16 protein-coding genes and 1 pseudogene are annotated in these 21300 nt (G+C 68.4%); 6 read left to right on the top strand and 11 right to left on the bottom strand.

Translation table 11 applies throughout. The annotated features are described in order from the left end of the window. The 6 genes from ACFV0G_RS14045 to ACFV0G_RS14020 form a co-directional block, all read right to left on the bottom strand. Positions 1 to 2075, bottom strand: a 2075-nt coding sequence (locus ACFV0G_RS14045) for a tetratricopeptide repeat protein (RefSeq protein WP_380546275.1), incomplete at its 3' end; no start/stop codon positions are given. A gap of 462 nt (positions 2076 to 2537) precedes the next feature. After that, positions 2538 to 3983, bottom strand: coding sequence for a replication initiator (locus tag ACFV0G_RS14040; RefSeq protein ID WP_380546273.1), 1446 nt, complete (start codon positions 3981 to 3983; stop codon positions 2538 to 2540). A 165-nt stretch (positions 3984 to 4148) separates the two neighbouring features. Next, positions 4149 to 4340 carry a hypothetical protein gene (locus ACFV0G_RS14035; RefSeq protein ID WP_380546271.1) on the bottom strand — a complete coding sequence of 64 codons (192 nt, stop codon included), beginning with the start codon at positions 4338 to 4340 and terminating at the stop codon, positions 4149 to 4151. Further along, entirely contained in the window at positions 4337 to 5650 is a 1314-nt protein-coding gene (locus tag ACFV0G_RS14030; protein ID WP_380546269.1) for an FtsK/SpoIIIE domain-containing protein, read from the bottom strand. The genes ACFV0G_RS14035 and ACFV0G_RS14030 overlap by 4 nt, the downstream gene beginning before the upstream one ends. Beyond that, complete coding sequence (locus ACFV0G_RS14025) at positions 5650 to 5856, bottom strand: hypothetical protein (protein ID WP_380546267.1); 207 nt, start codon at positions 5854 to 5856, stop codon at positions 5650 to 5652. Before ACFV0G_RS14025 ends, ACFV0G_RS14030 begins: the two co-directional genes overlap by 1 nt. After that, positions 5853 to 6221, bottom strand: a complete 369-nt coding sequence (locus tag ACFV0G_RS14020; protein WP_380546265.1) for a hypothetical protein — start codon at positions 6219 to 6221, stop codon at positions 5853 to 5855. Before ACFV0G_RS14020 ends, ACFV0G_RS14025 begins: the two co-directional genes overlap by 4 nt. 254 nt (positions 6222 to 6475) lie before the next feature. Here ACFV0G_RS14020 and ACFV0G_RS14015 point away from each other — a divergent pair, with 254 nt between their 5' ends. Both ACFV0G_RS14015 and ACFV0G_RS14010 read left to right on the top strand, forming a co-directional pair. Further along, a complete protein-coding gene (locus ACFV0G_RS14015) occupies positions 6476 to 7261 on the top strand; it encodes a GntR family transcriptional regulator (RefSeq protein WP_380546263.1) in 786 nt (261 codons plus the stop codon). A 623-nt stretch (positions 7262 to 7884) separates the two neighbouring features. Next, positions 7885 to 10560 (top strand): NB-ARC domain-containing protein, encoded by a 2676-nt coding sequence (locus ACFV0G_RS14010; protein WP_380546279.1) that lies wholly within the window; start codon positions 7885 to 7887, stop codon positions 10558 to 10560. 480 nt (positions 10561 to 11040) lie between these two features. Here ACFV0G_RS14010 and ACFV0G_RS14005 read toward each other — a convergent pair whose 3' ends face one another. From ACFV0G_RS14005 to ACFV0G_RS13995, 3 genes are all read right to left on the bottom strand, one after another. Continuing rightward, on the bottom strand, positions 11041 to 11328 hold the full coding sequence (locus tag ACFV0G_RS14005; RefSeq protein WP_380546261.1) for a hypothetical protein: 288 nt from the start codon (positions 11326 to 11328) through the stop codon (positions 11041 to 11043). 187 nt (positions 11329 to 11515) lie between these two features. Then, complete coding sequence (locus ACFV0G_RS14000; RefSeq protein ID WP_380546259.1) at positions 11516 to 11869, bottom strand: hypothetical protein; 354 nt, start codon at positions 11867 to 11869, stop codon at positions 11516 to 11518. Between the two features lie 151 nt (positions 11870 to 12020). Further along, on the bottom strand, positions 12021 to 12386 hold the full coding sequence (locus tag ACFV0G_RS13995) for an ATP-binding protein (protein ID WP_380546277.1): 366 nt from the start codon (positions 12384 to 12386) through the stop codon (positions 12021 to 12023). Between the two features lie 235 nt (positions 12387 to 12621). Between ACFV0G_RS13995 and ACFV0G_RS13990 the strand changes: the two genes are divergently transcribed. After that, positions 12622 to 13839, top strand: coding sequence for a helix-turn-helix domain-containing protein (locus ACFV0G_RS13990; RefSeq protein ID WP_380546257.1), 1218 nt, complete (start codon positions 12622 to 12624; stop codon positions 13837 to 13839). Positions 13840 to 13866: 27 nt separating this feature from the next. Beyond that, positions 13867 to 14340 (top strand): NUDIX domain-containing protein, encoded by a 474-nt coding sequence (locus ACFV0G_RS13985; protein WP_380546255.1) that lies wholly within the window; start codon positions 13867 to 13869, stop codon positions 14338 to 14340. Positions 14341 to 14902: 562 nt separating this feature from the next. Here ACFV0G_RS13985 and ACFV0G_RS13980 read toward each other — a convergent pair. Further along, positions 14903 to 16363, bottom strand: coding sequence for an NCS2 family permease (locus ACFV0G_RS13980; protein WP_380546253.1), 1461 nt, complete (start codon positions 16361 to 16363; stop codon positions 14903 to 14905). Positions 16364 to 16611: 248 nt separating this feature from the next. On the opposite strand from ACFV0G_RS13980, the gene ACFV0G_RS13975 reads away from it, so the two are divergent. Continuing rightward, on the top strand, positions 16612 to 16902 hold the full coding sequence (locus ACFV0G_RS13975) for a DUF2530 domain-containing protein (RefSeq protein ID WP_380546251.1): 291 nt from the start codon (positions 16612 to 16614) through the stop codon (positions 16900 to 16902). Between the two features lie 52 nt (positions 16903 to 16954). Further along, a complete protein-coding gene (locus tag ACFV0G_RS13970; protein WP_380546249.1) occupies positions 16955 to 19390 on the top strand; it encodes an HAD-IC family P-type ATPase in 2436 nt (811 codons plus the stop codon). Here ACFV0G_RS13970 and ACFV0G_RS13965 read toward each other — a convergent pair. Beyond that, positions 19378 to 21300 (bottom strand): annotated as a pseudogene (locus tag ACFV0G_RS13965) (molecular chaperone Hsp90); the annotation flags it as partial. The gene ACFV0G_RS13970 and the pseudogene ACFV0G_RS13965 overlap by 13 nt on opposite strands.

The raw sequence follows: 21300 nt of genomic DNA, 5'->3' as shown, positions 1-21300 counted from the left end.
GGATAGTGGGTGAGCGCGGCGGTGAAGTCGGCCATGGCGTATTCCAGCCGCCCCGCCTGCTGATGGACCTCGCCGCGGGATCCGAGTGCCAGAGCATTATCGGGGTCGATGGTGATGGCGGCGGTGAGGTCGGTGACGGCGTCTTCCAGCCGGCCCGCCTGCTGATGGACCTGGCCGCGGGATGCGAATGCCCAGGCGTTGTCGGGGTCGATGGTGAGGGCGGCGGTGAAGTCGGCGATGGCGTCTTCCAGCCGCCCCGCCTGCTGATAGACCTCACCACGTTGCTGGAGCGCTATCTCCAACGTCGGATCGACGGCGAGGGCTGCCGTAAGGTCGGCCAGAGCCTGCTCGTTGGAGTTGCGCAAGTTATGCACGGTGCCGCGAATTGCTAGGGCAACGGGAAGAGAAGAATTGAGGGAGAGGGCTCGATCGAGATCTGCAAGGACCCGGCCAATATTGACAAGATCATCGTTTTCAAATGCTTCCAGCAGCAAATGAAGGGCCCGGTAGGTGAAGGCCCAGGCACGGGCTAGAGAAGGCAAGCCTCCAGCGGTAAGAAGGGTGAGAGTTTCCACCGCCGGCGACGCAGTAGAGGCCGCCGTGCGAATTTGGCTGGCCCAGTTGGTGAGTTCCACACCATCGCTGTCTTGTCCAGCTTGGTTGAGCATTTCTGCCCACGCGGCCAAAGTATCTGACGCCTCGCCAGCAATGCGCGCTGTGCGCTCAAGAGCTACAGCCATATTTGACGGATCTGCGCACAACAGGTGATATGTCTCATCGAGCAGGTGTCGACGCCACACTGCATCACGACCAAAGTTCAAGATGGATAGACGCTGCTCGACAACCAGCCTTGCAGCAGCGTGGCTGTCGGCTAGGCGGACGTGGTCAGCTCTCCAGGCGCCAGGAACCTGTGTGCGTCGCTGGCGAAGCATGCTGGCACGCACCACGGCGTGGTACTGACGAAAGTCGCCGTTGCCAGCGACAAACGGTTGCCCCAACAGCCAGTCCCATGCAGTAGATTCGGCATCGGGAACGGCACAGGAGAAGATGTCGCGATTCAACCGTAGCGGCAATGCTGCCGCCAGAACCGTTTTTCGGTAATCTGGTTCTGTAATCCACTGAAGGAACCGGTCGACAGCGTCATCGACGATATCTGCGCCCACCCCAACGACATCGTCCACCGCACCCGGCCGGGTGTGAGCGAGAAGGGTAAGCAGAAGTGGCAGCCGCATTGACATTCGCAGAATTGCGTCTAGAACGTCGGGGTCACTTACACCACGGGCGGCGAGGAGCTCGCGGGCCTCGTGGTCGGTGAACACGTCCAGGGGGACATCCACTACGAATGACCGAAGCGCCCCCCACTTTTGCTCTTTGAGCTCATCCCGACCTGCCAAAACAAAGACTACTTCGAGTGGTAGATCGCCGAAGTCACCGTCGAGGATGCCGCGCAGCCACGAGTCAAGGAAGCGGCTCGTCAACTCCCAGGTGTCGAAGAAAAAGACGACTCGTCGGCGTGGGCTTCGGTCGCAGACCCGCCTGAGCTCGCCGACGAATGCCTGGCTGAGCGCGGCTTCCTCCGGCCCACTTGCCGGCCTTCGACGGCGCGCTGCGGCAATGAGGCGGTCCGCCCCTTGGGCAACGGCTTCTGGATTCGTCATTGCCGTGACGATGCTGGCTCCTGGCAGAGCGGAGGCCGCTCCCAGGGCTGCCTGGGTCACCAAGCGCGCTGGGAGCGAGGGTGCATCGCCGGTAGAGGACTGTTCTGGGATCAGACCAGAGGTAGCCTGCTGTGCACGGTGGTGCTGGTCGACTGCCTTGTCGAACTCCTTGAGGGGGCCGCACTGTTCGGCAAGTTGCCTTGACAGCGCGATGAGGGCTGACTCAACGCTCTCCACTTCGGCCTCGTCGACAAGCGCGGTCAGGCACCCTGCCCGTCGTGCAGCCTCTCGCCACTGTGCGAGGAGGGTCGATTTGCCGACCCCGCCCACACCTCGCACGTGGAAGAGAAAGTCTGCCGGCTCCGCGCCGTCATCCGGGTCTGGATCCTTGGCCAGGTTCTCCGCGAACAGAGCCAACTGGGCGCGTCGGCCAACGAACTGCGCCCCAGCGCGCCGCCGCAGAGCCTCCGCGCGCGAAAGGCGCCTCCGTGGCTGTGCCATCCCGCCCCCTTGTGAGCACGACCTGCCGACTGGCACGACGGTAGTGAACTAAGACCGACGCTGTCTGCGCCTTTGACAGGTCCGGCTAGCTCCCGCTAGGGATCGAACGGAGAATCACGCCCGGATTGGCGCACGACTGCCTCCGCTGGCCGCGGCGAGAGCATCCAAGGCCACCAGTGGAGCGGCCCGCACTCTTTCGAGGCGGGGGCGGCTCAGGCGTCAGACCCTAAGCCGTAGATCCGCGCCACGCGCCGCCTCCACTCCGCCGACCGCACGGGAGCACGCTTCAAGTGCTCCCGTGCCCACTCTTCGGGCGTGGGTGTGCGATCGCCGTAGGGGGAGTAGGCGGGATCCCTATCCCAATCTGCCCGGATGCCCTCACCCACCCTGGAACCCTTCCGCGGCAGCCCTGGCCATCTCGCGGTTCACGGCCAGGTCCTCCGCAACGCCGGCCGCAATAAGTGCCTCGGCAGGGGTGTGGCCGGCCCCGACGAACCGCCAGGCCGTCTCGGTGACCGTTCCGTTGTCCCAGTCGGCGAACAGCTCACGGGTACCGGCCGCGGCGCGGGTGTGTTCGGCTCGGTCGGCCCGCAGTTGGCCGTAGGTGGTGGAGTAGGCGCGGGTCTTGGTAAGGCAGTGGCCCCGGTAACCGAGCATGTGGGCCCAGGCGCGAAGGCGCAGGTGTTCGAGTTCGGGAAGGCCACCCAGACGCCAGGCAGTGGCGATCAGGGCACGCACGTGTGGTGTGACACGGAGGGCCTGGATCTCCGCCAGGGAGTCGATCCGCCGGTCGACGGCGCCGGCTGTCTCCACGCTCTTGGAGGTGTACTTGGCCACGTACGCCGCCACCGACTCATCCGTGATCCAGCCGCCGTCCCCGTCGGTGAGCGGGTGCGCGTCGAGCTGAGTGCCGAAGCGCAGCCGGGCGTCTCCGTACGCGGCAGAATCCGGCGGTACGAGGGCTACGACCGAGGCGGCCGAGCGGACGGTGTCCAGGAGGAGTTCGGTGGTGGCCCACTCCGGGGGCGGCGTACCGGGCCCGTCGGGTCCGTCGAGGCGGATGACGGCGTGGAAATGCACCGCCCCGCGCTTCTGGTACTCGGCGACCTTGGCAGCCGAGACCCGGACCAGGGTGCGCACAGCACTCCGGCCGACGCCGACCCGGGCGGCGATGTGGTGGTACAGGTTGTCCCGGAACGCCTTCCACAGCGCCGGGGCAGTGGCGTTCCACAACACGTGCCCGGGGTAGTCGTAGCAGTCGGCGCAGAGCGGCTGCCCGATCACGTCCGCGACGTCTGCATGGGCCATACCGCAGCCGCGCCGTCGTCCGTGGGCACACCTGCCACGCCGGACAGGGTGGCAGTCGCCGGAGCGATGGACCGCCCCGAACGACGGCGCGGTGAGGGTGACGAACAGCCGCGGGTGGGTGCGGACCGTGTCGGGCACACCCTTGCCGCCAGCCAAGCCCGCCCGCACCAGGTGGAAGGTGTCCCCGGAGTACTCGCGGGAGCAGGGTGCGCAGCGGGTGGCCCGGCGGTTGCGGCAACGGACGGCCAAGCGCCCGCCGGGCTCAGTGATGGTGGAGTAGTGACCCAGCACCTCACCGGTCGTGCTGTCGAGGGTGGTGCTGTGCCCGGCGAGGTAGACCGGTGCGGCACAGCCGCCGGTGGCCCGGATCTGTTCGATCCAGCGGTCCAGGTCCGGCATCTCGCCGAGACGGACGAGGTCGCGGTCGACGTCGGGAAGGCTGCGCAGCCGCGCCTCACGGTCGAGGTGGGCGCGGCGCGCGGCAGGGTCGGTCCAGGGGTTACTGCTGGACGTCATGGGGGGTGTCTCCATGGCCAGGGTTGGCCGGCTCCCGGTCGGACTGCCGGTAAGGCGGTACGACCGGGGGCGGCGTGGTCGGGTTGGAGGGTCCGGCGGCCGATGACTGGGCTGCCGGGGGTGGCTGGGCTGGCGTTCACGGGATCGCGGCCTTTCGGGGTGGGGTCAGGTGGCGTGGGTGAGTCCCTGGGCGAGCCAGGTGACGGCGGCGATGATCGGGTCGGTCCAGTGAATGCGGTCCAGGTAGATGCCGAGCAGGCCGACCAGGACGACGTGCCAGGTGCGCAGTTCACCGGAGCGCACGAGGAGGTAGGTGACGATGGCCAGGAGCACGATCACCAGGGCTGCGAGGGTCACAGGTAGACCCCTTCCTCGGAGTCGTCGGAGTCGTCGGCGGTGGTCAGGCCGGGCCAGGCGGGGGCGAGGTGTGCGTACTTGCGGGCGGCGCGCCGGGCCTGGTCCGGGACGACGTGGATTGAGCGGGCCCGCAGCCACTGGCCGTCGTCCCCCGCGGTGATCGCGACACCCTGTTCGGCGAGCGTGATCCGCTGTGCTGCGTCCAAGGCGTCCTTGCTGAGGTCGCCGAGGGCCATCTCCGCCGTACCAGGGTCGCTGACGCGGTGGCAGACGCGGCCGGCCAACTGCGCCCGCAGGGCGGTGACTCCGGGACCGAGGTCGGAGCCGACCCGTTGGCCCGCGATCACCAGGTGGACCCCGAGGGCGGCGCCGAGCTGGGCGAGTCGCAGCAGGTTGGTGGAGACCTCTCCGACCTCTGCCTTCTCTTCCCGTGTCGCCATCAGGTACAGCTCCGCGACCTCGTCGACGATCAGCACGATCGGTACCTTGCGGAGCTTCGCGGGCAGCTCCCAGATCGACCGGGCGCCAACCGACCGGCACAGCTCCATCCGCGCCTCAGCCTCAGCAACCAACTCGGCGAGCAACTGCGCAGCCTGCGCCCGGCTCGCGGCGAGGGCGGACAACCGTGCCTCGAACAGGGACAGTTCCATGCCGCCCTTGAGGTCGATCCCGAACAGCGCCACCCGCTGCGGTGCGAGCTGCTTGACCAGCGAGGCGATCAAGGTCGACTTGCCCGAGCGGGTCGCGCCGACGATCAGCCAGTGCGGGGCTGTCCGGAAGTCGATCACCCACAGCCGACCGTCCTCCAACAGACCCACCAGCGCCCGCAGCAACACGGGCCGCGTGCTGTGCGGCACGGACGGTGCGGCCAGTGGGTCCCAGGCCAGCGCGGTCACCCGAACGAATCCCCGCGCATCCGAGGTCACCCGCACCGCGTGAACCCGCCAGGCGTGCACAACGGCGTCCACCACCACCGCGAACTGCTCCGGCACCTGTCCCGGATGCAGCCGCACCACCACCTCCAGGCCTCCGCGCCGCAACTTCGGTGCTCCCAACCGGGGCGGGACCGGTCGGAGCGGATCGCCCTTGACGACCATCTCTCCGAACAGCGCCCGCGCCGGCCGACGGGGAACCGCCAGGCCCACCGCCGTGGTCAGCCGCCGCCAGGTGAGCAACATCCGAAGCACGGTGGCCGGGTACCCGAGCAGGCACCACCACACGTACGGGTAGGAACGGCGCAGGGTGGGACCGACGGCCATGACGACGAGGACCAGGGCGAGCAGCACCACCCACAGGAACTGCACCGCCATCAGCCCATTCCCCCGTTCTCAGCCGCCGCGTTGTGCGCCTCGGTCTCCAGGTCCCGAGCGAGCCCGGCCGCCTCCTGCGCCTTCGAGGCGATCTCCACGAAGAGCTGCGTGCCCGTGTCGTCGGGGGCGAAGGGGTCGATGTCGTCGCTGAGATCGGACAGCTCCCACAGCAGGCAGCGCAGTCGCACCCTGGTCTGTCCGCTCACGCGTCACCGCCCTTGCGCCCAGTGGCGGAGGTGGCGGCCGGGGCCGGTGCGGCGGGAGCGGGGGTGATGGCGTCTGCGCGGAAAGACAGGCCGTGCCTGTCACCCATCGCCCACGAGAAGGCGACCAGGCCGGTCACCGTGACGCGCACGCCTTCGACCACGCCCACCGGTTCACCGTGGACGCTGATCTCGATCACCGAGGCCCGCCGGCCTTCCTGCCGCACCGCGACGCCGACGGTGTAGACGGTGAGCCCGTCCTTGTTCTTCTTGACCTCACCGGTCTCCCGGTTGGCCAGTCGTGCTTCCGGGGCGACGATGCAGGTCATCGTGCCGAGCCGGGTTCCGTCCACGGGAATGGACTGCATGGGTACACCCTCCTCAGGGCAGCAGAGGTCACGTGACGCTAATCGTCAAACGTACTTACCTTTGCTGCGCCGATGATGCGTCGCCTTGACGCTTCAGCGCAAGGGATTCATGCTTACGTTTAACGGCTTACAGTCGATGACAGACTCAGAGATGCCGCCCGAGCTGGGCAAACACCGAGCCCCACACTCCAAAAACTTCTCGATACGACGAAGCGGGCCAACCCCCAGCGCCCGCACACCCGAGGTGCGACGACATGGCGATCATCCGAAACGAGGCCCTGCACAAGCAGGTCGCCAGAGCGATGCGACAGTCCATCAGCTCCGGCGAGTGGCCGCCCGGCACCAAGGTCCCCACCGAAACCGAGCTCGCTACCCTCTACGGCGTCTCCCGACCAACCGTCCGCCTAGCCGTCGCAGCGCTGCGCACCGAAGGCCAGTTGGACGTGACACAGGGCCGGGGCACCTTCGTCCGCGCCACCGCCCATGGACCAACCTCGACCGTCGACCAGGCCATCACTCAGCACGGCAGCCGGTTCGAGACTTCCACCGACTCCTGGTTCAGCGACAGCGAGCAGCCAACCGTCTACCGCACCCGTACGGACACCGTGACCGGCCCGTGGCTCGACATGGAGACCGGTGAACTCCTGATCGGCTGCGACCGGTTGATTGTCGCTCCCAACGATGGCACCCGGGCTCTGCACCGCCTCTGGCTTCCCATGGAACGCGTCGAGAGCACCCCGCTCGCAAAGACACCAGCGGTTACCCCCGCCAAGGCCTACGCCATCCTCAGCACCGCCGGCCACCAACTGACGTGGCGCGAGCAGGTCAGCGCCCGAGTACCGCAGCCGGACGAGCGCGAAACCCTAGGACTGACCGAAGCTTCCGTTCTCCTCGTCGTCCACCGCGTCACCTGCGACCGAGCCGACGGCCGACCACTCATGCTCGAAGAGACCCGCCTCGGAGCCGAAACAGCCGCCCTCGCCTATGCCATCGAGGCGCGGCGCGAACCCAAACGACCACGCCAGGCAGCCACCTGCTGACAGCTTCAGCCACCGCAGTCGACCTTGGGTACCGGATACCGGCCAGACCCAGGGCAGTCGCATATCTTCTCTACTTACTCAAGGGCGCGCTACGCGCGCCGCTGCCTCGCCTCGGCGGCCGACGCCGGGCGTGCGGGCTGGCGCCCGGTCCCGGCGCGACCGCCAGAACGGGGCAGCAGAGTGGCTGAGGCCGGCGGCTCCACGGTCTTACCCACCTGCCAGGCCCGGGACCCGCGCCGGGCACGAACGGGGGGCCACTCGGCCACATTGCGGCCAGGTCCAAGACCTGCCCGAGATCGCGGGCAAGCTTACGGCCCCCCGATCATGCCCGGCCCCAGACCAGACAGGACACCGGCCAAAACCGCTCCGCCGCCTCTTATTCAGCCCTGTCATGCCATCAGCAAGTTACGCAAAAGCACCGCAACCGGGCTAGCGCTACTGCAAGCTTGGCAGCACACGTCGCCACCTGCGCGACGTGCAGGCTTCGCGCAGGTGGCAACGGACAGCACGAAGGTTTGCGCAGCTGAGCGATAGGCCAAGAACTAGACCATCCGGCGCCGGCCAGTTGTCCCACAGTTGGGACCGGCCGCTGAGAGGGGACGCCCGTGGCAACGCAGACTCGGATGACTCGCGCACGCTTGTACGCGCTAATGGACGCCTTTGAGGCAGACGTGCGTCAGATGCTGATGCGATACGTGCTTGATCATCTTGGTGAAGCCGAGGCACTAGGTGCCAGCTACGAGCGTGCTGCCGATCGGCGCCAGACAGACGCTGGCGAAGATAACGTGCCTATCGTCGATTATCTTGACATGCGCGACGCATACGATCTCCTGAACCGGCATCGAGACGCCTTGCCTGTCGAACTCGCGCGAGAGGTACGTGACGGTACGCCGCGAATGGACACCCTGGTTCCCATTCGGAACCGAGTAATGCATGGACGCCCCCTCCATACAGGGGATGCCGAAAGTGCCACAAGTGCATCGAGTGAATTCACGAGTCGCTTCTGGGTTTCACTGCGCGATACTCTCGATCGACTGAGGGTTGACCCTTCCTGGGAACCCGCCTTTAATGGCGTCGACCGTAAATACTCTGACAAAATCCTACACAATCTCCCCGTTTCCGATTTTGACGAAACTGGACTCGTAGGGCGCGGGCAAGATTGTACAGACATCGTCAAGCACCTCCTGAAAAGGCGCGAGCCCATGCTGACGATTACCGGCGAGGGTGGAATTGGCAAAACCGCCCTAGCCCTCAATGTCGCCTACGCGCTGCTCGATAATCCAGATTCGCCATACGAGTGCATCCTGTGGACATCCCTCAAGACTGAACGCCTTACGGCCAATGGGGTCGTTGAAATTGCGGACGCGGTCCGCGATATCACCGGCGCGACTCAGAATCTTGGCCGCGTGCTGGCGGATGACTTCTCTGGCGGCGCTTCGGAACTCGCAGAAGCGCTGGACGGCGTCAACACGCTGCTAATTATTGACAATCTGGAAACTGTCACCGGGAGTGAGATCGTCGCTCTCTACGAGACACTCCCCGATAGCGTCACATACCTAATGACCAGCAGAATTGGCGTGGGCCAGATAGAAAGAAGGATTCCCCTACAGCCCCTTCAGCTAAAAGATGCCGAGAGGCTATTCCGGGCATTTGCCAACGCACGGGGCGGCAATGCTTCTTTCCTGGCCAGACTAAAGAAGGAAACCATTGGGGAGATTCTTTCCAGGCTCCGCTATAGTCCACTTGCAATCCGATGGTACATCCTTTCCGTAGAATCTGGACGTGAGCCGCGCCCTACGCTGACAAGCCAAGACGAGCTCATCGAATTCTGCGTCCGATCCGTCTACGACGCCCTGAGTTCAACTCCCCGATCGATCCTGTCAACACTCTACGCGCTTGATAGGACGGCAACATTTGATGAGATAGCAGTACTCACCGATGTCGCCATCGATGATCTCCGCCGCGCTGTTCACGAGCTACTCAATGGCTCACTAGTCGCAACACGGCCCGACCCGGAGAATGAGCTCGTTTCGCGGGTTCAGCTCACCGAGGCAGCCCAGCACTTCCTTAGAAGAGTTTCACCGCCCAACGCGTCTGACGTCACCACCACTCTTCTTCGCGAGCAAGAATTCCGGCGGGCGGAAGAGATCCGTCGCACCGATGAAATGAAGCGGCAACTTGCCCCCAATGTGGTGCGCGTTCGATCCACGAACGACGAGCCAACTGCCCACCTGCTGCGACTCGCACTTGCACAATCACGCGCCGGAGCTCTTGACAAGGCAAGATCCTTCATCGACCGAGCTCGGGCTCTAAATCCGGAGTACTGGGAGGTAAATCGCGTAGAAGCATTTATCCTCTCCCAGAGAGATCAGGTTGATCAGGCAACCTCCCTCTATCGATCCGCGCTTCGCCAAGCAGACGAAGCAGGAAAGCCTATTGTTTCCTACTACTTTGCCGGCCACTTGGCCGGCCGGGCACATGACGTAGCCTCGGCGCTACCGCTCGCTAAAGAAGCGCACGATAATCTCGCGACTCCAGATACTGCACAACTCCTGGGAAAGGTTCTCCTGTGGAGCCGAAAGTACGAGGAGTCTCAGATCTACCTCGAATGGGCGCTAGACAACCTAGAAGGTCGAGGGAAGCTTCGCCTCATCATCCTAACAACCCTAGTCGACTCATGGCGACGCTGGTCAGAGTCCCTGCTAGATGAGGATCGGCGCCCCTTGGAAGCAGCTGTGAAGGCCGCGGCCGGATTCTCTCTCGGACTTTCAGAAATTGATTCGGGCGCATGGGATATTCGACTGGCCGAGAATTCTCTTGAGAGTGCCGTCATGTTCCTCCGTGCAGCCACAGAAACCGGGGTCTTCCCTGGATCATGCCGTCCCGACGCGCTGAGGATACTTAAGGGCGTTAAGAGAAATTCGGCACTATTCGAGCGGTGCGCATCGTGGCGATTTTTCCCCGGCCGCATTGGGAAACTTCACAGGACGCACGAAGTGTCGCCCGACATCAAGGAATTGTGCGAAGAGCTGGTCAATATTTCAACTCCGTCGAGCCCGACGCAAGACGACCAGCCATCTCAGTTGGGAATAATTTCAAATTGGCGAGGAAATTACGGGTTCATCGCTCATCCAGAATTTCCAAACGGGATCTTCTTTCCGGCCTCTGCGGTGGCGGAGTTGAGCGGAACCCGAGGGGAGTCGGTTGACCTGAAGGGGTGCCGCGTTCTCTTTGAGCTTGATGAGTACGGCAAGGGTGACAGGCCGCGGGCCGGCAATGTGGTCCTCCAGTGGGACTAGCCACATAGCGCATGCCTTCTTCAGGGATACACGAGACCGAAGCTTGGCATCAGAAAAGTCGCTTGATTCTCCGTAACTGCTTACGATAGCCGGGCCTGGGTACTATGGCTTGCCCAGGCCCGGCCGGTCAGCAACAAACCCTTCCAGCGCACTCATTGATCGGATGACTAAGCTGGGGTTGCAAACGGTGCGACCGGCCGTAATCTCGCTGCTTCGGGCGGATGTCAACGGCGAACGACGCCTCGCTCTGTCGAATAACAGCTGAGCGGGCTCAATGATCAAGCGACTAACACGGAATGGCAGGACTCGGAAAGCCACTAATGTCTGCAGCTCCGGGCCCTGGCCTCCAGAGGCAGGTGCTTAAGGTCGAATCCTACCGAGCTGCTGGTACCTCAACGTCGTACCCATCGGGCAAGGGCATCGCCCGAAGATTCGCCCCGCTAGCCCATTTCCACGCTCCCCGCCCAGCAGTCTCCGGGTTCAGCTCACCTCATAACGGCGCGCATCCTCCACGATCGCCCGCAGCACCCTCCCAAACCGCTGCCAACCCGCCGGCACCCCGACCAGCCGCACCCACCCCTGCCCCGCAGCGTCCGTGTCCGCCACCGCCCGCAACTGTTGGCGCTCCACGCCGCAGGCAGCTAAGGCGACGTTCAGCCCCTCCGCGGCATCCCGGGCCTCTCGCCACCCGGCCGCGTAGTCGACCCCTGGCAACCACATCCACGAGTCCGGGTCCAGGTCCCCGAAGAGGTCGTCATCGCTGTCCAACAGCCCATCATCTCCTTCAATTTGCAGTCCAGCGGGCCCCCTTTCGTGCACAGACATGCCGACGCGCCCGATACCATCGGCATCGGGTTAACTCCCACCGGACCACCCCAGGCCCCGCGAAGGAAACGGGGTGGTCCGGCAAGTCTTCAGTTGTGATCACGCCCAGCAGGGCAGCGCGATGTCGTTCTCACCGCCCACCAGTCGTCTTCGGGGCGCGGATGAAGACCGAGTGGCCGGCCCAACGTGATGCGGTCCCCTCCCCCTCGATCAGGTAGACCGTCAGCGACCACGCACCATGTCGCAGCAGCGATGCGGTGATCACCTCGTTGGCCCCGGGGCCGATCAGGCACCCTTCCGCGTATGCACGCTGCTGCTGCCCCATCCGGCACTGCCGAAGGGCAGCCACAAGAGCCTCGGCCGCCTCGGACAACCCGGCGAAGCGCGTACACGGCATGACGCCGTCGAACTCGGCCGTGACCGAGAGCCAAGCCGGAGCAACCGCAGAGGCGAAAGAACCACCGACCCTGACCGGACTGGTCATGCCGCCGTCTCCCCTGCTCGGCAAGGATGCCGCTGGTGCACACCGACCTTCCGGCCGCCGACGACGATGAACCGCGCCGCTCCCCTCCGGAGCCCCGCGCCGCAGTAGAAGCAGCGCGCCACCTCCACCCGCGCCGACCGATTGATCCACTTCACGACTCACCTTCCGCCGGGGCGATCAACGCCCACACGAACTTCCCGACGCCTCCGGGCCGCGGCGAGCAGCCCCACTCCGCTGCGAGCGACTCGACCAACCACAGCCCCCGCCCCGACTCGTCGTCGCTGCCGACCGCTGGCCGTACCGCCGGTCGATCCCTGCTCGCGTCGTGCACTTCGAGGCGCAGCCGAGCCGCCACCATTTCGAAGCGGACGGCGATCAACCGCCCGGGGGGAACACAGGCGTGTTCGATCGCGTTGGTGGCGAGCTCCGAGAGCACCAACTCACCAACCGGCAGCACCGCGTCACCGCTGGCGGTCTTGGCAAGGAACTCTCGTAACAGGCTGCGAGCCACGCCCACGGATCTCCGCTGGCGGGGCAACCAACTGAAGGTCGCCCCCAGCAGAGCGCCGCCGCTGTCAGCAGCCAAGTCAGACGTGATCACCTTCGCACCGCCCTCCGATGCCGTTCGCGAAGCGGCTCGACACGCGTTCTTGATGGCACGTCAGAACGCTAAGAGGATGGGAAGGGGACAACCCGGAAAATTCTTCCGGGGCTGGGAGGACGGGGACCGCCATGGTGGAGCCATGCGTGGGATGACTGAGATGTTGAGCTTCGGCGAACGCGTCGCCTGGTACCGCCGGCGCCGAGGGATGCCGCAGGAGGTACTGGCAGGCCTCGTCGGGCGGACCGCCGACTGGCTGAGCAAGGTGGAGAACGGCCGCATCGAGCTGGACCGGCTCTCGGTCATCAAGACCTTGGCGGACGCCTTGGACATCCAGCCCGGCGACCTCATCGCCGAGCCGTCGCTCCTGGACTGGACGGCCGACGCCCAGGGCGGGACGGTGCCGAGGCTGCGCGAAGCCCTGATGGACTACAAGCAGATGTCCTCACTGCTGGCACCCGCCTCGGGCGAGGAGCCCCCTGACCTGGACATCCTGCGCGCAGACGTCGGTACGGCCTGGTCCGCGTACCAGGACGCCAGGTACGCGCGGGCCACTCGTCTGATCCCCGGCATCCTCGAAGAGGCCCAGCGCGCGGTACGGACTCACGAGGGCGACGAGCAGCTCCAGGCGAAGGCACTCCTTGCTATGGCCTACCAGGGCGCGGCCATGGTACTCACGAAGATCGGCGAGGCCGATCTTGCCTGGATGGCCGCGGACAGGGGGTTGGCAGCCGCCCAGGGATCAGGCGATCACGTCGTGATCGGCTCGCTCTTCAGGTCGGTCTCGCACTGCCTGTTGGCCAACGGTCGGCCCGAGGCTGCCAAGGAGCTGATCGCGGACTCGACCGGCTACCTGAAGAGCGGACTCGCCTCCGCCTCTCCGACCTACCTCTCGATCTACGGCACGCTGTTCCTCGTCGGGTCGATGGCCGCCGCCCGGCTCGACGATCGCAGCGCGGTCCGCGAGTTCCTCACAGAGGCGGACCAAGTCGCCCAGCGCCTCGGTCACGACGCCAACCACATGTGGACGGCGTTCGGACCGACCAACGTCGCCATCCACCGTGTGTCGACGGCCATGGAACTGGGAGACGTCCAGGTCGCCGCAGACCTGGGACCGCGCGTCGACCCGTCGATGCTGCCGCTGGAACGCCGTGTGCGCCACACCCTCGAACTCGCCCGCGCCTACAGTGCGCAGAACCGCACGGACGAGGCCCTCGCACTTGTCCTGGACGCCGAGGAACTGGCCCCCGAGCAGGTGCGCTACCACCTCATCTCACGGCGCCTGGTGACGGCATGGGTCCGCCAGCAGCGCGGGAAGCCCAGCCACCAGCTCGCGAGCATCGCCCAGCGCCTCCACATCGTGGGCTGATCCTTCCCGACGGCTAAGGTCTTTCGCATGAGCGACTCCGAAGTCAGCGAGGCCGTAGCGCAGCCCCGGACCGCCGCCGGCGCACTGTTCTTTGACGAGACCGGCCGGGTGCTCCTGGTCAAGCCCACCTACAAGCCCGGCTGGGAGATCCCCGGCGGCTACATGCACCCCGGCGAGACCCCGAGCGAGGCCGCCGCCCGAGAGGTCCAGGAGGAGCTCGGCATCACCCCGCCGATCGGGCGTCTCCTCGTCGCTGACTGGGCTCCCCACCCGACCGAGGGCGACAAGCTTCTCTTCGTCTTCGACGGCGGCACGCTCTCCCCCGAGTGGCTCGCCAAGATCAACCTCGACGGCGTGGAGATCGGGGAGTACGCCTTCCACGGCGTCGACCAGTTGGACGCCCACCTCATCCCCCGTCTGGCCCGCCGCGTCCACGCTGCCTGCACTGCTCGCACGACCGCCGCGACCGCCTACCTGGAGAACGGGGTACCGCTCACCTAACTGCCGGGACGATCGCAGCGCGGCTGTCCATCTTGGTGGTCGCGCCCATTGATGCAGCGAATGACGCGTACGTGCTCAGGGTCTAAGCGGCTCAGGTCACACGGCCAGCGCCCCTAGTGCGCGGAGCTATTGCGGTCCTTGAAGCTCTGGGCAGCAGCCCGCATCTCGGCGGAAAAGCAGTCGGGGTTCTGCAGCACCAGGGATGGTCTCCGGGATGAACGAGCGGGGCTCGGCTGCGTGTCTATCACGGGAGAATCCTGCCTAGGTTGGGCTACAGGCTCAACCTGTTCGACAAGCCAGATGAGCACCACCGATGGCGCGCCCCGCTCCGCAACAACCCCGCCCGATGCACACCGAACCGCCAGAGATCGGATCGAACCGAAGATCGTCATCGGCCTCGTCGGCCATCAAGGCGAACGCCCTCACCAGGGGCTCACAGCCGCGCTCAGTCAGCGAATTCCGAGCAGGCACCAGCCGGCCAACGAATCGAGCCCTCCCCCGGCAGCCAGGGAAGGGCTCGACGCGCGTCTGCGGAAGCTACCCGCAGATCAGAAGGACCGGATCAGAGCAGACCCAGCGCAGGCATCAGGTAGTAGAAGGCGAACACCGCCGACACCGCGTACATCGCGATCGGGACCGAGCGCCACTTGCCGTCGGCCACGCGCAGGATGCAGAACATGATGAAACCAATACCCAAGCCGTTAGTGATTGAGTACGTAAACGGCATCAGGACGATGGTCAGGAACGCCGGGATGGCGATCGTGTGGTCGGCCCAGTCGATCTCCTTGATGGAGTTCGCCAGGATCAGGAAGCCGACGGTGACCAGCGCCGGGGTCGCCGCCTGGGCGGGGACCATGGTGGCCAGCGGGGCGAGGAAGAGCGCCACGAGGAAGAGCGCACCGGTGACGATCGAGGCGAAGCCCGTGCGGGCGCCCTCGCCGACGCCCGCGGTGGACTCGACGTAGCAGGTGTTGGCGGAGCAGGAGGTGGCGCCGCCGGCCGCGGTGGCGATGCCGTCGACCATGAGGATCTTGTTGATGCCGGGCAGGTCGCCCTTGGCGTCCAGCAGCCGGGCCTCGTCCGCGACGCCGAGGATCGTGCCCATCGCGTCGAAGAAGCAGGACATCAGCACGGTGAAGGTGAAGAGCACACCGGTGAGGATGCCGACGTGGTGGAAGCCGCCGAACAGGCTGACGTGGCCGACCAGGCCGAAGTCGGGCGCCGCCACCGGGTTGCCCGGCCAGGTCGGCACGGTCAGGCCCCAGGCCTGGCCGAGGCCGGCGACCTGCTCGATGACCAGGGCGACCGCGGTGGAGACCACGATGCTGATGAGGATGGCGCCGGGCACCTTGCGGACCAGCAGCACCAGGGTGAGCACCAGGCCGAGCACGAAGACCAGGACCGGCCAGCCCAGCAGGTGGCCGGTGCCGCCGAGCTGGAGCGGCACGGTGGTGTGGGCGGCGTCCGGGATCCGGCTGACGAAGCCGGAGTCGACCAGGCCGATCAGGGCGATGAACAGGCCGATGCCGATCGCGATGGCCTTGCGGAGCCCGAGCGGGACGGCGTTCATGACCCGCTCGCGCAGGCCGGTGGCGACCAGCACCATGATCGCGAGGCCGGCCAGCACGACCATGCCCATGGCCTCGGGCCAGGTCATCTTGGGTGCCAGCTGGAGGGCGACGATGCTGTTCACGCCGAGGCCGGCGGCGAGCGCGATCGGCACGTTGCCGATCACGCCCATGAGCAGCGTGGTGAGACCGGCGGTGAGGGCGGTCGCGGTGACCAGCTGGCCGCCGTTCAGGTGCGCGCCGGTCATGTCCGTGGCGTTGGCCAGGATGATCGGGTTCAGCACCAGGATGTAGGCCATGGTGAAGAACGTGGCGATACCGCCGCGGATCTCGCGGGGCAGCGTGGAGCCGCGCTCGGAGATGCGGAAGAAGCGGTCGAGGGGGCCGGCGGGGGGCGCGGGCACGGGGGCGGTGGGCGCGTCGGCCACGCGGGTCGACTGGGCCTGCGGAGACATGCGGGGTCCTCGTCGGGTGGGGGCGGAGGAGGAGGGACCGGGGCTTCGCTGGCCAGGTCCGCCCGGCGGTGTGCGGGCGGCCCGATGACTCGCCGGTAACCGACCGGAATGCCCAGTATGACTTTTTCGCTCGTGCACGCGCCATCTTCGCGCGTAGAAGCGGCCCCTTACGCCGCCCGGGCCCCGTGGGCGCGGCCACGGGCGCCACCCCTGCCGGGGCCGACCGCCGCCCCCGTACGCTAGGGGCCATGCCCAAGACCCCGCTGCACCCCTCGCCCCCGCCGCTGGAGGCCGACGACGTCGCCATCGTCGGCGGCGGCACGGTGCTGTGGTTCATCGCCTTCGTGGTGCTGCTGCCGTTCCACTCCACGCTCTCCGACCACGGCCACGGCAGCTGGCCGTGGATCTGCCTCTCCGGCGGGCTGCTCGGCCTGATCGGCCTCTGGTACTGCCGCGCCCGCCGTGACGCGATCCGCCGGGCCCGCGCCGCCGAGGCCGTCGAGGGCGAGGCCGAGGGTCCCGCCACCCGTCTGGACTGATCCCGCCGGAAGCGGGACAGCACCGGGCAAATCGCCCACATAGAGTCGTGCCATGACGCAACCCGCGGAGGGCACGGCCGAGACGGGGCAGCCCGGCGCTGCGGCGCGTCCCGGCGGGCTGACCGGGGCCGAGGTCGCCGAACGGGTCGAGCGCGGGCTGGTGAACGACGTCCCCGTCCGCTCCAGCCGCTCCGTCCAGGAGATCGTCCGGGCCAACGTCTTCACCCGGTTCAACGCGATCATCGGCGTCATGTTCGCGATCATCCTGGTCGTCGGCCCGATCCAGGACGGCCTGTTCGGCCTGGTCATCGTCGCCAACACCGCGATCGGCGTGATCCAGGAACTGCGCGCCAAGCGGACCCTCGACAGCCTGGCGCTGGTCGGCGAGGCCCGCCCGCGGGTGCGCCGGGACGGCGTGGAGACCGCGGTGGCCACCGCCGCCGTGGTGCTCGACGACACCGTGCTGCTGGCGCTCGGCGACAAGGTCGTGGTGGACGGCGCCGTGGTCGAGACCGACGGGCTGGAGATCGACGAGTCGCTGCTCACCGGCGAGCCCGACGCCGTCCTCAAGCGCCCCGGCGACCAGGTGATGTCGGGCAGCTTCGTGGTGGCCGGCTCCGGCGCCTTCACCGCCACCCGGGTCGGCCGCGAGGCCTACGCCGCCCGGCTCGCCGAGGAGGCCGCCCGGTTCACCCTCGTCCGCTCCGAGCTGCGCAGCGGCATCGACGCCATCCTGCGGTTCATCACCTGGCTGCTGGTGCCGACCGCGATCGGCCTGGTGGTCAGCCAGCTCGCGGTGGAGCGGCACGACTGGCAGGAGGCGGTGCGCCGGATGGTGGCCGGCATCGTGCCGATGGTGCCCGAGGGGCTGGTGCTGCTGACCTCGGTGGCGTTCGCGATCGGGGTGGTGCGCCTCGGCCGCAAGCAGTGCCTGGTGCAGGAACTGCCGGCGATCGAGGGGCTGGCCCGGGTGGACACCGTCTGCCTGGACAAGACCGGCACGCTCACCGAGGGCGGCATGGACCTGCGCGAGCTGCGCCCGCTCGCCGACGGCGGCCCGGCGTACGGGGGGCGGCCCGCGCTCCAGGAGGTGCTGGCCGCGATGGGCGGCGCGGACGCCCGGCCGAACCCGTCCATGCAGGCCGTGATCAACGCCTACGGAACCCCGCCCGACGGCCGCTGGCGGGTGGTCGACTCGCTGCCGTTCTCCTCGGCACGCAAGTGGAGCGCGGTACGGCTGCGCGAGCCGCAGGGCGGCGAGGCGGGCTGGCTGCTCGGGGCGCCGGACGTCCTGCTGCCGGCCGGCCACCCGGCGCTCGCCGCGGCGGACGACCTGGGCACCCAGGGCCTGCGGGTGCTGCTGCTGGGCCGCTCGCCGCACCCGCTGGACGCGCCCGGCCTCGCCGCCGGCCTGGAGCCGCTGGCCCTGGTGGTGCTCCAGCAGCGGGTGCGCGCCGACGCCGCGGACACCCTGCGCTACTTCGAGGGCCAGCAGGTGCGGGCCAAGGTGATCTCCGGCGACTCCGCGGTGTCGGTGGGCGCGGTCGCCTCCCACCTCGGGCTGCCGGGCGCCGATCGGCCGGTGGACGCCCGGACCCTGCCCGAGGAGGACGCCGCCGAGCTGGCCGAGGTCGCCGACCGCACCTCGGTGTTCGGCCGGGTCACCCCGCAGCAGAAGCGCGAACTGGTCGCCGCCCTCCAGTCGCGCGGCCACACCGTGGCGATGACCGGCGACGGCGTCAACGACGTGCTCGCACTCAAGGACGCCGACATCGGCGTGGCGATGGGCACCGGCAGCGACGCCACCCGGGCGGTGGCGCAGATCGTGCTGCTGAACGACTCGTTCGCCACCCTGCCGTCGGTGGTCGCGGAGGGACGACGGGTGATCGGGAACATCGAACGGGTGGCGAACCTCTTCCTGGTGAAGACGGTCTACTCGGTGCTGCTCGCCCTGCTGGTGGTCTTCACGCACGTGCCGTACCCGTTCCTGCCCCGGCACTCCACCGTGCTGTCGACGCTGACCATCGGTGTGCCGGCGTTCTTCCTGGCGCTGGCGCCGAACAACGAGCGGGCCCGCACCGGGTTCGTCCGACGGGTGCTGCGGCTGGCGGTGCCGGGCGGGGTGATCGCCGGCGCGGCCACCTTCACCTCGTACATGCTGGCGCGGGCCGACCACTCGACCGACCTGGAGGCGGACACGAGCGTGGCCACCCTGACGCTGTTCCTGGTGGCGCTCTGGGTGCTGGCCATCGTCGCCCGGCCGTACACCTGGTGGCGGCTGCTGCTGATCGGGGCGATGGGCGGGGCGTTCGCGCTGGTGCTGATGGTGCCCTGGCTGTCCGACTTCTTCCAGCTCCAGCTGGTCGGCTGGCGCGGGCCGCTGCTCGCGGTGGTGGTGGCCGGGATCGCCGGGGTGCTGCTGGAGGTGACCTGGCGGGTGGTCGTGCTGCGGACGGAGCCGGCCGGCGGGCGGTCTCAGCCCTCGTAGTCGCGGGCGTTCAGCAGCTCGTACGCCCGGTCGGGCTCGGCGAGCGCGGCGAGCACCTCGAAGCGCCGGTGCCACTGCCCGACCGACCAGGCGAGGCCCGCGGCCAGGCCCTCCGGGGTGGCCGCGTGCAGCAGCCCGGGCACCGGCGGGACCTCGAACTCGTCGTCCTCGTCGCCGCTCTCGGCGTCCTCCGGGTCGTACGGCAGCTCGGGGGAGGCGGCGGCCGCGTCCCAGCGCCAGTCGACGTGCGCCTCGCCGCCGTCCGGGGCGACGACCAGAAGCTCCTCGTGCTCCTCGTAGGCGACCGGGCAGCCCGGCAGCAGCTCCCGCACGACGGCGGGGACGCGGTGCAGGGTGCCCTCGGAGAGCACCCGGCCGCCGGCCACCTCACTGGCCAGCGAGACGTGCAGCCGCTCGGCGAGGGCGGCGGCGAGCTCCGGCGCGACCGGCAGCACCGGGTGGTCGTGCAGCAGCGCCACCAGGTCGGGGGCGTCCGCGACGACCGCGTCGGCGGCGTCGACGATCACCGTGGCGTCCGGCCGGCGGCCGGTCTCCGGGTCGAGCGGGGCGAGCGCGCGGACCTCCTCCGGCGGCCCGATCCGGTCGGCGGGCAGGCCGGCCAGCGCGGTGTGGATGCCGTGCAGCTGGCGGTGGGTGACCTCGGAGGCGTCGTCGACCAGGCGGTCCAGCAGCTCGTCCGGCCCGTGCCGCTCGGCGAGCAGGGCGGCCAGCGTGGTGCGCACCCCGAGGGCGTGCAGGAACTGATCGTCCAGTGTGGTGCGGGCCTCGTCGTACAGACCGCGCAGCAGCGGGTCGGCGCCGGCCGCGCGCAGCCCGGCGGGCTCGCGGCCGTCCAGCACCGGGTGGTCGCGCAGCCACCAGGCGGTGTACGGCGGGAGGTCGGCGTACCGGCCGTCGGGGAGCAGGGTGCGGACGGGGTCGACCACGGCGGAGCGGTAGGGCGGCCGGGCGAGGACGGCGAGCGCCTCCGGCCAGGCCCGGTCGTCGACCAGGTCGAGGTCGCGGACGGCGAGCAGCTCGGCGGCGACCGGCGGCACGCCGAGTTCGCCGCTGTCGTCGCTGTGCAGGGCCTCCAGGACGTCCTCGCACCACTCGGCGAGGCCGTCGGGCGCCTCGTCGATCAGCCCGGTGGGGGCGCCGCCGGCGGCGCGGTCGGCGGGCACGGTCGGGTCGAGCCGCTCCAGGTCGTCCGGGTCCAGGACGACGTCCTCGGCGCGGACCAGCACGAAGCTCCCGAGCGCGCCGGCGGCGGCCAGCACCTCGGGGCCCCAGCGCTCCAGCAGGTCCTCGTCGACGTAGGCGGCGTCGCCCTCGCGGGCCAGCGCCGCGAGCGGGCTGTCCGGCAGGATCAGCTCGCCGGCCCGGGTGAGCTCGCCCTCGTCGTCCGGCAGCGCCAGGCGGGCCAGCCAGGGGTGGTCGCCGGGCGCCGCGGCGGCGGCCCTGACCAGGGCGAGCACGGCGTCGGCGAGGTCCACGGCGGCGTCGAAGTCGTCCTCGCCGAGCTCCAGCGAGCGGGCGACCGCGGCGTGCACCTCGGGGGTGTCCAGCACCCCGGCCGGGGTGGCGGTGGCGGCGCCGAGCTTGGCCAGCAGCGGGTGGGCGGCCTCGGGGTGGGCCAGCCGCAGGTCGAGCAGGCCGAGCGCCTCGGCGAGCGCGTCCGGGTACCCCTCGTAGTCGGCCCAGTCGGCCGGGTCGGAGGGCAGCAGGACGCGGCGCGGCCCGGTGACGGTGCGGCCGTCGGCCAGCGGCACCGGCAGCGCGCCGAGCGCCTCGGGGTCGGCGCGGGGCCCCGCGCGGGCGCGGGGTGGGGCCCCCGCGGGGGCGCGCGCCCCGCCCCCCCCCGCGTCGGGGGGGGGGGGTTGGACACACCAGGCCCCCACGCCCGAGGG

The organism is Kitasatospora sp. NPDC059571 (assembly GCF_042735675.1).
Taxonomy (GTDB): Bacteria; Actinomycetota; Actinomycetes; order Streptomycetales; family Streptomycetaceae; genus Kitasatospora.
The sequence above is the reverse complement of the archived record's forward strand: the minus strand, read 5'-3'. Positions and strand labels throughout refer to the sequence as shown.

What these genes read in the sequence shown, in the direction of transcription:
- ACFV0G_RS14040 (WP_380546273.1), bottom strand. Translation starts at nt 3,983, where the DNA reads ATGACGTCCAGCAGTAACCCCTGGACCGACCCTGCCGCGCGCCGCGCC.
- ACFV0G_RS14030 (WP_380546269.1), bottom strand. Translation starts at nt 5,650, where the DNA reads ATGGCGGTGCAGTTCCTGTGGGTGGTGCTGCTCGCCCTGGTCCTCGTC.
- ACFV0G_RS14020 (WP_380546265.1), bottom strand. Translation starts at nt 6,221, where the DNA reads ATGCAGTCCATTCCCGTGGACGGAACCCGGCTCGGCACGATGACCTGC.
- ACFV0G_RS14015 (WP_380546263.1), top strand. Translation starts at nt 6,476, where the DNA reads ATGGCGATCATCCGAAACGAGGCCCTGCACAAGCAGGTCGCCAGAGCG.
- ACFV0G_RS14010 (WP_380546279.1), top strand. Translation starts at nt 7,885, where the DNA reads ATGACTCGCGCACGCTTGTACGCGCTAATGGACGCCTTTGAGGCAGAC.
- ACFV0G_RS14000 (WP_380546259.1), bottom strand. Translation starts at nt 11,869, where the DNA reads ATGACCAGTCCGGTCAGGGTCGGTGGTTCTTTCGCCTCTGCGGTTGCT.
- ACFV0G_RS13990 (WP_380546257.1), top strand. Translation starts at nt 12,622, where the DNA reads ATGACTGAGATGTTGAGCTTCGGCGAACGCGTCGCCTGGTACCGCCGG.
- ACFV0G_RS13985 (WP_380546255.1), top strand. Translation starts at nt 13,867, where the DNA reads ATGAGCGACTCCGAAGTCAGCGAGGCCGTAGCGCAGCCCCGGACCGCC.
- ACFV0G_RS13980 (WP_380546253.1), bottom strand. Translation starts at nt 16,363, where the DNA reads ATGTCTCCGCAGGCCCAGTCGACCCGCGTGGCCGACGCGCCCACCGCC.
- ACFV0G_RS13975 (WP_380546251.1), top strand. Translation starts at nt 16,612, where the DNA reads ATGCCCAAGACCCCGCTGCACCCCTCGCCCCCGCCGCTGGAGGCCGAC.
- ACFV0G_RS13970 (WP_380546249.1), top strand. Translation starts at nt 16,955, where the DNA reads ATGACGCAACCCGCGGAGGGCACGGCCGAGACGGGGCAGCCCGGCGCT.